The organism is Streptomyces sp. HSW2009 (genome assembly GCF_040240285.1).
In the GTDB taxonomy this organism is placed as follows: Bacteria; Actinomycetota; Actinomycetes; order Streptomycetales; family Streptomycetaceae; genus Streptomyces.
On sequence record NZ_JBEHZD010000280.1, the window covers coordinates 1 to 9,962 of the forward strand.

9 protein-coding genes are annotated in these 9,962 nt (G+C 73.8%); 2 read left to right on the forward strand and 7 right to left on the reverse strand.

The genetic code is table 11. From position 1 onward, the window contains the following. From AAHZ94_RS20260 to AAHZ94_RS20290, 7 genes are all read right to left on the reverse strand, one after another. The coding region (locus tag AAHZ94_RS20260) for a 1-deoxy-D-xylulose-5-phosphate synthase N-terminal domain-containing protein (RefSeq protein WP_349994388.1) at positions 1–1,142 on the reverse strand (1,142 nt) is incomplete at its 3' end. After that, a complete protein-coding gene (locus AAHZ94_RS20265) occupies positions 1,126–1,533 on the reverse strand; it encodes a DUF6917 domain-containing protein (RefSeq protein ID WP_349994389.1) in 408 nt (135 codons plus the stop codon). The genes AAHZ94_RS20265 and AAHZ94_RS20260, both read right to left, overlap by 17 nt. Next, positions 1,530–2,474, reverse strand: coding sequence for a Gfo/Idh/MocA family protein (locus tag AAHZ94_RS20270; RefSeq protein WP_349994390.1), 945 nt, complete (start codon positions 2,472–2,474; stop codon positions 1,530–1,532). The genes AAHZ94_RS20265 and AAHZ94_RS20270 overlap by 4 nt, the downstream gene beginning before the upstream one ends. Continuing rightward, complete coding sequence (locus tag AAHZ94_RS20275; RefSeq protein ID WP_349994391.1) at positions 2,471–3,607, reverse strand: Ldh family oxidoreductase; 1,137 nt, start codon at positions 3,605–3,607, stop codon at positions 2,471–2,473. Before AAHZ94_RS20275 ends, AAHZ94_RS20270 begins: the two co-directional genes overlap by 4 nt. Further along, a complete protein-coding gene (locus AAHZ94_RS20280; RefSeq protein ID WP_349994392.1) occupies positions 3,604–5,082 on the reverse strand; it encodes a M20/M25/M40 family metallo-hydrolase in 1,479 nt (492 codons plus the stop codon). The genes AAHZ94_RS20275 and AAHZ94_RS20280 overlap by 4 nt, the downstream gene beginning before the upstream one ends. Then, on the reverse strand, positions 5,079–5,972 hold the full coding sequence (locus AAHZ94_RS20285) for a sugar phosphate isomerase/epimerase family protein (protein WP_349994393.1): 894 nt from the start codon (positions 5,970–5,972) through the stop codon (positions 5,079–5,081). Before AAHZ94_RS20285 ends, AAHZ94_RS20280 begins: the two co-directional genes overlap by 4 nt. Continuing rightward, positions 5,962–7,083 (reverse strand): Gfo/Idh/MocA family oxidoreductase, encoded by a 1,122-nt coding sequence (locus tag AAHZ94_RS20290; protein ID WP_349994394.1) that lies wholly within the window; start codon positions 7,081–7,083, stop codon positions 5,962–5,964. The genes AAHZ94_RS20285 and AAHZ94_RS20290 overlap by 11 nt, the downstream gene beginning before the upstream one ends. A 222-nt stretch (positions 7,084–7,305) precedes the next feature. Here AAHZ94_RS20290 and AAHZ94_RS20295 point away from each other — a divergent pair, with 222 nt between their 5' ends. Further along, on the forward strand, positions 7,306–8,106 hold the full coding sequence (locus AAHZ94_RS20295; RefSeq protein ID WP_349994395.1) for a class I SAM-dependent methyltransferase: 801 nt from the start codon (positions 7,306–7,308) through the stop codon (positions 8,104–8,106). A 737-nt stretch (positions 8,107–8,843) separates the two neighbouring features. Then, on the forward strand, positions 8,844–9,791 hold the full coding sequence (locus AAHZ94_RS20300; RefSeq protein ID WP_349994396.1) for a UbiA family prenyltransferase: 948 nt from the start codon (positions 8,844–8,846) through the stop codon (positions 9,789–9,791). Positions 9,792–9,962 lie beyond the last annotated feature (171 nt).

Consider the following 9,962-nt stretch of genomic DNA (forward strand, 5'->3'; position numbering starts at 1 on the left):
GCCGTAATCCCCACCACATCCTCACGCTCAGCCCCCAACCGCACCATCTCCTCCGAAAACACCGACGTCCAGGAGGGCGGCTCGGGGGCGGGGGTGCCGGGGCCGGCTGGGCCGCCCGTTCCGGTGGGGCCGGCAGGTCCGGCGGGTCCACCCAGCGCACCGGCCGGCTGCGCCGACCCGGCCGCCGCAGGCCCGTCACCCCCGGTGACCCCCTGGGCCGCACTGGCGGGCAGCCTCGCGGAGCGTCCGGTGACGCTGTGGACGACGGCCGGACCGCCGAGCGCCTTGGCGCGTCGTAAGGCGATCTCTAACGCCACCGCGTCCAGGCCGTCGACCGGCCCGAAGTAGCCGAAGCCCAGGTCGTCGAAGACGGTGCGGGGCGTGCGGGTGGTGGTGCGGGCGCGGCCCCGCCGGGTGGCGGCGGTCGGCGCCGGCGCCGCCTGGAGCAGCGTCGCGCCGCCGGTGCGCTCGGCGAGCCCGGTGTCCAGGGCCAGTTCCGTCGCCAGCGAGGGGGGCGCGGTGGGCGCCGGGGCGCGCAGCGTCGCCAGGTGGTCGGCGAGTCCGCCGCCGGCCGTGGCCGGGCCCGCGGTGCTGTCGTGGATGACGATGACCAGCGGCAGGTCGCGGGCGGTGGCCAGGTTGTTCAGCGCCTCCCAGGCCATGCCGCAGGTCAGCGCCTCGCTGTCGATGACGGCGACCACGTGCCGGTCGTGCAGGCCGCGCAGTTGGTGGGCCTTGGCGAAGCCGTCCGCGTACGAGAGGGCGGCGCCGGTGCGCGCGTTGTCGACGGCCCCGTGCGGCGCCGCGTACCAGGTCGGGTCGGTGCGGTGGCGGCGCCGCGTGAAGTCGCGGCGGCCGGTGAGCAGTTCGTGTGCGTACGCCTGCCGGCCGGTGTCCCACACCAGGCGGTCGCGCGGCGCGTCGAAGACCCGGTGCAGGGCGAGCGTCAGCTCCACCACGCCCAGATCGGGCCCGAGGTGCCCGTCCGCCCGCGACACCGACTGCGTCATGAAGCCTCTGATCTCCGCGGCCAGCCCGGGGAGCCGGGACGCGGGGACGGCCCGTAGGGCGTCGGGTCCTGAGAGGGCGTCGAGCAGCGGTGTCGCGGGCGGACCGGCCGGCCCGCTAGGGCGCAGGGTCAAAGCGCACCTCCATGTCGGGCCGTAGTCCGAGGTCCGGCCCGCTGGCGGTCTTGTCCGCGTTGATCAGGATGTTGTAGTGGTTCGGGAAGTGGCAGGAGTCGAAGCCGAGCACGGTGCCGACCAGGTGGCCGTCGATGCGGACCTCGTCGCCGCGGTCGATGACGCCGCCGCGGCCGATCTCGACGAAGCCGAGGAAGCCGACCCGGTCGATGACGGCGCCGGTGCTGGGGTCGTCGTGGTCGGTGGTGACCAGTTCGTGGATCTCCTCGCGGCGCACGCAGCGGCTGGCGAACTCGGTCAGTTCCATGCCGCGGTCGTCCCGCTTGTGCGTGAGGATCTTGACGAGTTCGCCGGTGACCGGGCGCTTGAGGCCGTCTTCGGCGGGGTTCATCGGGTGCCCTCCGTGGCGTCGGCGTGGGTGGCCGCCTCGCGGCGGTAGACGTCGGCGACCAGTTCCAGGGCGGCCAGGCCGCCTTCGCTGCGGTCCTCGCCGGCGGCAAGGGCCGTGGCGAAGTCGCGCAGCACGCCCACGTACTCGTGCCACAGCGAGGTCTTGAACCCCTCGTGGCCGCCGAGCATGTCGGCGGTGAGCACGGTGCCGTCGGTGAGGGTCACCTCGACGTCCTTGGTCTCGCCCGGGTAGGCCCAGTCGAGCAGCACCCGGACGGTGGTGCCGGTCGCGGTGCGCAGTTCGACGTCGGCCTGCCGGTCGGTGCCGTGGGCGTCGCGGACCACCTTGGAGTCGGTGACGGTGACGTCGCCGACGATCTGCCGGACGGTGTCGAAGGCGTTGGGCCCGTTGTCGGCGACGCAGCCGCCGCCGCAGCGCTCCGGGTCCAGGTACCAGTGGTCGTCGCCGGCGTGCTCCTCGATCATCTCCAGGTAGCGCACGGTGACGTGGGCGAGTTCGGCGCCGGCCGGGACGCGTGCGATGAGGTCGAGCACGTTGTCGTTGTAGCGGCGGTGGAAGGAGGTGAAGAGCAGGACGCCCTTCTCGCGGGCCGCGCGGACCAGTTCGCGGCCGTCCTCGACCCGGGTGGCCAGCGGCTTCTCCACGCAGACGGCGAGTCCGGCGGCGATCAGATCACCGCAGACCCGGGCGTGCACGTCGTTGGGCACGTTGACCACGACGGCGTCCAGGCCGCCGGCGGCGATCATGTCCTGGTAGTCGCGGAAGGTCGGCACCTTGCCCTCGAAGGGCGCCAGTGCGTCGGCGCGCAGGTCGCACACGGCGGCCAGCTCCACCTGGGGCAGTTCGTCGAACGCCTTGACGTAGAAGCGGGAGATGACGCCGAGCCCGACGATCCCCACGCGCAACGTGTCGCTGCTCATGCGTCCACTCCAGCCGGGGCCTTCAGCCCCCATTGTTCGGCCACCTCGCGCAGTTCTCCGTAGAGCGCGGGCGTGATCGGTACGCCGTCGGCGCGGGCGGCGGCAGCGGTGGCGGCCTCGCGGGCGCCGGGGTAGCTCACCGGCGCGGCCGGGTCGATCGGCGGGCAGTCGATGAGCGCCTGGAAGAGGCCGCCGGCCTGCGACAGGAAGCCGTCCACCGGGCGCAGCGCGCCGGGCGCCACGACCAGCGCGAGGATGCCGATGTCGTCGTCGCGGCCGGAGGGGCCGCCGGTGCCCTCGTACGCCTCGGTGGCCGGGCCGAGTCCGGCGCCGGGCACCAGCGCGGCCAGCACCTCGACCAGCAGCGCGAGCCCGTACCCCTTGTACGCGCCGGTCTCCGGGCGTCCGCCGAGCCAGGTCGGGAAGCCGTCGCCGCGGTCCAGCGCGTGCGGGTCGGTGACCGGTTGGCCCGCGGCGTCGGTCAGCCAGCCCTCGGGTATGGACTGGCCGGCGCGGGCGGCCTGGCGGATCTTGCCGGTGGGCACGGCCGTGGTGGACATGTCCAGGCAGTATGGGGGCAGGTCGGGCCCGGCGGGTGCGGCGATGCTCATCGGGTTGGTGCCGAGCATGGCGACCTTGCCGCCCGGCGGCCTGGCGATGCGCTGGCCGCCGCAGTTGGAGGCGATGATGCCGACCATGTCGCGGTCGGCGGCGCGCAGCGTGTGGTGGCCGGCGCAGCCGAAGTGGGTGGCGTTGCGCACCGAGACCAGGCCGATGCCGTACTCGGCGGCCCGTTCGGCGGCCAGGTCGACGGCCTCGCTGGCGAGCCAGAGGCCGAGTCCCTTGTCGCCGTCGAGCAGGACGGATGCGCCCTTGTCGGCGAGCACCTTGGGCTGGGCGTCGGGCAGGGCCCGCTTGTCGTCGAAGAGCGGCAGGTAGAGCCGGGTCAGGTTGGTGAGGCCGTGCGAGCGCATGCCGGCCAGGTCGCCGTAGACCAGGGCGTCGGCGGCCGTGCGGGCGCGCTCGGTGGGCACGCCGCGGGCGGCGAAGACCTCGGTGGCGAAGCCGACCAGGCTTTCGTACGGGATGTGCAGGTCCGCCGGTGCGGCGGCGGGGGGCGAGGTCGGTGTCATGACCATCCGTTCCTGGCTAGGGCGGTGCGGCTGTTGCGGTCGGGGGCGGTGGCGGCCGGCTCCCCGGGTGGGACGCGGCCCGCGCGGTGCTCGGCGGTGAAGGCGCGGAGCAGGTCGCGGACTCCGGTGGCGAAGGACTCCAGGTCGGCGAGGTCGGCGTGCTCGCCTTCGGCGTGCGCGCCGTTGGCGTCCAGGTCGCCGGGCCCGTAGACGACGGTGTACGCGCCGGGCACGCCGTGCATCCAGATGGCGTCGCAGGTGCACACGTCGGCGTCGGCGGGCGCGTAGCCGAGTCCGGCGCCCTCGGTGAGCAGGCGTTCGGCCCACGGGTCGGTGCTGTGCAGGGCGGGCAGCCCGCGCTTGAGCCAGTCGAGGGTGGTGACCCGGGCGGCCTCGCGGGCGGTGAGGGCGAAGTCGGGCAGGTCGGCGTAGCGCTCGGTGAAGGCGGCGAGGCCGGCGGCGACCTCGTCGGTGAGGGCGCGTTGCAGGGCGAGGCCGGCTTCGGTGCTGGTGTAGGCGAGGTTGAGCAGCAGGTGGCCGCTGCCGTACACCTTGTTGTGCAGGGTGCCGGTGTGCAGGCCGGCGATGCACACCCGGCCGCCTTCGACGCGCTCGGACAGCCGCTCGGCGAGGTGGCTCGCGAGGTGGCCGAGGAGCACGGTGGCGTTGTGGCCGCCGCCGGGCCGGTCGTCGATGGAGTCCTGGCCCGCGACGGTGATGCGGGCGGTGGCGGCTGCGGTGGAGCGGGGCACCACCCGGTTGCGGGTGGGTTCGCAGAACACGTTGAGCCGCCCCGTGTGGCCGGCCTCCACCAGCGGGCGGGTGCCGAAGACGCCCATCGCGCCGCCTTCTTCGCCAGCGACGAGTTGGATGCGCACGCCGATCTCGGTGCCCAGGTCGGGCAGTTCGGCCTGGGCGGCGCGGAGCCCGGCGAGCAGGGCGACGGCCGGGCCCTTGGCGTCGATGGCGCCGCGGCCGTGGAAGCGGCCTTCGACGAAGCGGGGCGGTTCGAAGCCGGCGACGGTGTCCAGGTGGACGTTGAACATGACGGTCCGCTCGGCCGGCAGTTCGGGCCCGAGCCGCAGCACCATGCTGGGCTGGCACTCCAGGAAGTCCGGCTGGGCCGCGGCGGCCTCGCGCACGGTGACGGGCACGCCCTCGCGTTCCAGTACGGCCGGCTCGGGGGCGGCGTGGTGGACGACGGCGTAGCCGAGTTCGGCTGCGGCCCGCGCGTAGTCGCGCTGGGCCTGCCACAGCTCGGGGCGCGGCCCGTCCGGCCCCACCTCCAGCGGGCCGGCGGTGGGCAGTCCGATGAGGTGCAGCAGCAGTTCGCGGTCGGCGCCGGTGAGCTCGACGGGCGCCGGCCGGGCGGCCGGGGCGGCGGACTGCGGGGCGACCGGCTGCGGGTCAGTGCCCGACGGGTCAGCGGACTCGGGCGCAGCCGGCTGCGGGGCGTGCGGTGGCGCGTCGGTCACGTGCGCGCTCCGGCGAGCCGGCTGACCATGCGCTCCAGGGACCGGCCGTAGTCGATGAAGGCTTCCACGCCGTCCCGGCCCTCGACGGCCAACGACTCGTGCGGGCGCACGTTGATGTGCGGCTCGATGGACCAGACGCCGGTGTAACCGTGGTCGAGCAGGTAGCGCAGCGACTCCTCGACCCGGCAGCGGCCGTCGCCCGGCAGCATGTAGTGCGCGTCGTCGGGGGTGCCGATGGCGTCCTTGATGTGGACGTGGGCGACGTACGGGGCGATCTCCGGCAGCAGGTCGTACGCCTCGTAGTCGTAGGCCACGCCGTTGCCGACATCGAAGAGCAGTTTCAGGGCCGGGCTGTCCACCTCGGTGAGCAGTTCGCGCATCTTGGCGGCCTCGGTGCCCGCCCAGCCGGCGCAGTTCTCGTGCAGCAGGACCAGGCCGGCCGCCTCCGCGCGGGCGGCCAGCTTGCCCATCCTGGCCAGCACCTCCTGCCGCCAGGCGGGCTCCTCCAGGCCGTCGTTCGGGTAGGACATGACGCGCACGTTGCGGGTGCCAAGGCGCGCGCAGCGCTCGCCGAGTACGTCGAGTTCGTGCAGGTCGGCGGCGAAGTCGCCGGTGACGGGGCGGCCCCAGTTGGCGATCCTGGAGTCCACGCAGGTGACCGTGAGGTCGGCGGCGGCCAGCCGGTCGACCAGTCGGTCGAAGGCGGCGTCGTCGAGGTCGGCGACGGCCGTGCCGTCCACGTTGCGCAGCTCGATGTGGCCCCAGCCGAGGGTGGTGAGTGCGGTGATCTGCTCGTCGAGCGAGGCGCCCGCCTCGTCGCCGATGCCGCACAGCACGATCCCCGGCGGGAGCGCGGACCCCGCGCTGGCCCCGGTGGCGTCAACCGACATGGATGCTCCCGTTCTTCTCTGACGTGACCTGCTCGTCCGCCGGCCTGGCCGCGGGCACCGCCGCACGGCCGGCCGGCGCCGCCGCCGTGCCCTGCTCGGCCGCTGCGGCGTGCTGCTTGGCGCTCTCCAGGACCTCCACGACCTGCGCCTGGAGTTCGAAGGCCGCGGTGAAGTCGGTGTGTGCGGCGAAGCCCCGGTAGGTGTCGAGGAGGCAGGCGTCCAGGGCGTCGTCCTGGAAGACCTCGTGTTCCTCGGGCAGCCCGATGGGGGTCACGCGCAACTGGGCGTAGTTGTCGTCACCGCTGATCGGATAGTGCCCTTCGGCCCGGCCGGCGTCGAAGTCGAGCACGATGCTGCGCTCCCGGACGGGCGCGACCAGGTCGGAGACGATACGCGTGGTGGCGCCCGCGGTGTGGGCCAGGGTCAGTTCGGCGGTGCCCATCTTGGGCACCACGCGCTCCCCTGAGCTGGCGTCGCTCCAGGTGGCGTCGGTGACCTGGCCGCCGCCGGCGAGTTGCAGCACGACGCCGACGGAGTGCGGCAGCTCCACGTCGAAGGCGGTGGGGTGGCTCGGGGTGCTGAGCGAGCGGCGCAGCCTGGGCTTGCGCTGGTGGACGGTGATGCGGCGGAGTTGGCCGAGCCGGCCGGAGGCCACGGTGCGGCGCAGCCGTTCGGTGAGCGTGCTGTGCAGCCAGGGCGCGACGACGGCGAGCCGCAGCCCGTACGCGTCCCGTACGGCGCGGATGTCGTCGACGGCCGCGCTGTCCACCCCGAGCGGCTTCTCCACCAGGAACTGGGTGAAGCCCAGTTCGGCGAGGTCGCGCAGCACCTCGGCGCGCTGGCCAGGGGGCGTGCAGAGGTGGACGACGGTGTGCTTCGGGTCGAGTGCGGCGCGCGCCTGCGCGGGCGTGGCGACCACGGTGAGCCCGGGGACCTGCTGGCCGTCGGGCAGCGGCACCAGGTCGTAGCCGAGCGGTGGGGCGGGCGCGAAGACGGCGGCGGGAGCAGCGTGGTCACTACCGGCACCGGCGTCCTGTCGCAGACGGCGGAGCACCGGCAGATGCAGCTCTCGTCCTGACCGTCCCAGCCCGACGAGCAGTGTGTGCAGCACCGCGAACTCCTCAAGGATGCGTAGCGGGGCGACCACCGTACGGGAGGCGTGAGCTGCGAGTCCTTAGCAGATAACTGCCTGGAATAGCGTCAATCGCACACTCTCTTGTCATGGCAGGGTCTTGCTCGCCTTTCTAGCCTGAGCCCCACACAAGGCTGGGCGTGGGCGGCAGCGGCACGAGGTCCACGGAGGATACGAGGTCCACGGAGGGCGAGAGACACCATGAGCGTGACCGACCAGGAGCCGAAGAAGTACGTCTTCGACCCCACCTGGGACCAGGAGACGGAGCGGCTGCGCGCCAACGAGGCCCTCTGGGACTCGGGCACCATCGAGCGATTGGAGCGTCTGGGGGTGTCCGCCGGCTGGCACGCGCTGGAGGTGGGCGCCGGTTCCGGGTCCATCGCGAGCTGGCTCGGCGACCGGGTCGGGCCGACCGGCCGGGTGCTCGCCGCCGACCTGGAGACGGGCCGGCTCGCGGGTCTGCGGGCCCCGCACGTGGAGGTGACCAGGCTCGACATCCGTACCGAGGAGCTGCCGGCCAACTCCTTCGACCTGGTCCACTCGCGGATGGTGGTGCAGCACCTCCAGGACCGGCCGGCCGCGATCGCCAACATGATCCGGGCGCTCAAGCCGGGCGGCTGGCTCTTCCTTGAGGACACCGATTCGCTGCCGCTGTTCCGCAGCGCCACCTCGGAGGACTTCCTCCAGGACGTACGGGCCGCCGGGTACGGGCTGATGCGCCGCTCGGGCCACGAACCGCGCGGCGGCCACTTCGACCTCCAGGCGATGCTCGCCACGGAGCTCGAAGAGGTCTCGGCCGAGGGCCGGGCGGTCATGGTGCAGGGCGGCTCCTTCCAGGCCCGGCACTACCAGCTCTGGCTGGAGTTCATGAAGCCGCAGATCGTCGCCGAGGGCGAGGTGTCGGCGGAGCGGGTGGACGAGGCGCTGGCCGAGATGGGCGACCCGGCCCACCACTGGCTGACCCAGGTCCTGATCTCCAGCTACGGCCGCAAGCCCCGCTAGCGCGCCGGGCGGGTTGCCGCCGCCGGCCGGGTGTTGGTGGCGGCTGCTGACGGCTGGCTGTCGCCGGTTGCTTCGGCTGTTGCCGGTGGCGTTGCTGCCGGTGGCGGTTGGTGGCCGCGGTCCGTCGCTCCCGCCAAGGGGTCGCGGTGGTCGTACGCGCAAGGGGTCGTACGCGGCGGTGACCGTGCCCGGCAGCGCTCGCACACAGCAGTAACGGTTGTTCCCAGCAGTAACGGTTGTTCTCGGCGGGCTCCCTGGCCCCACGGTTCGCAGGGGGCCGCTCCCACCACGCGCGGTCGGCCGCCGGCCACGGCGGGGGCGGCGCCCGGGCCCGCGCTCCGTGGGGGCGCGGCGCCAGCCGGACCACGCACAAACCCATGGGCGCCCGGCGCGCCCGGGCGTACCGCGGCAGCCTTCGCATTCGCCGGGAGCAACGCGCGCCGGGCTCCGATCCCGCACCACGGCTCGTGCCCCGGCACGTGCCCGCACCCGCCCCATGGGCCTCACCCGGCCCGGTAAGGCTCCGCAACACCGCACCACCGCAAGGCGCTTGACCCGCACCACCGGAGGACCCGTCGGAACGGCCGGTCCGTGCCACGGCCCGCGACGCCGTGCCGCGGCCGGCCGGCCGAGACCGCCGGGCACCAATTCCCGCCGGCGTGCCCCGCACGCTCCTAGCACCCGGGAAGTCACACCCACCACAGCGCAAAGCATCCATCACAGAAGGCAGCATCTGTATGTCGCTGAACATCGCCGCGTCGCCGGACACCAAAGACCGCTTGAACGCGTACGTCAAGCTCGGCAAGCTCTCGTTCTACGACTACTACCTCAGCGCCTTCATCGTGCTGGCCGCGCTGCCGGGCGCGCAGACCTGGGACGGCACCACCCTCGCCGTACTGCTGCTGTACGTCGCCGGCTACCTCGGGGTGGTCGCCGCCACCGTGGCGCTGGACGACGTGACGGGCATCAAGGACGGCAGCGACGCGCGCAACTACACGCCGGAGACCGGCCAGTTGCGCGACCTGTCCCGCAAGCCCCTGCTCAGCGGCGCGCTGACGGTGCGGCAGGCGGAGCTATTCGGCTGGGGCGCGATGGCCTGGGGCGCCCTGTTGTGGTCCGTGGTCTTCGTGATCGCACCGGAGAGCTCGCTGTGGGTGGGCCTGCTGATGGTGGCGGTGCTCGTCACCAACGTGCAGTACTCGTACGGCCTGAAGATCAGCTACAACTTCGGCCAGGAGGTCATCCTGGTCACCCCCGGCCTCGCGGTCCTCATCCCGTACGTGCTGCTGACCGGCGAGGCGACCGGCCTGGTCATCCTGGAGTCGGTGCTGTTCGGCCTGTGGAGCCTGCTGGTCTCCATCTACTCCAACATGAACGACGTGGAGGGCGACCGGCTGGCCGGCCGCCGCAACCTGGCCACGCTGACCACGGCGTCCGCCTACCGGAAGATCATCGTCGCGACGCACCTGCTGGAGCCGGTCGCGGTGGCGATCGCCATCGCGGTCGGCGCGGTGCCGGCGTGGTTCGCGGCGCTGCTGCTGCCGCTGTGGGTGCTGCGCGTCCAGCAGGCGCGCGCGGGCGTGGGCCAGGGCAACCTGCTCCAGGCCCGGATGCTCGGCATCAAGCTGCACCGCTGGGGCGTCCCGGTCCTGCTGCTGGCCAACGTGCTGGCGCTGCACGTCTGACGTCCGCCCGGCCTGCGCGGCCCCGCGCCGCCCGCAGCCGGCTCGTCCGCGGGGCCCCCCCCCCCCCCCCGCGCCCGGGGCCCCCCCGGGGGGGCCCCCCGCCGCCCCCGGGGCGGGGCCGGGGGGGGGGTTCGGCCCGCCCCCCCCCGCGGCCCCGCGGGCCGCCGGCGC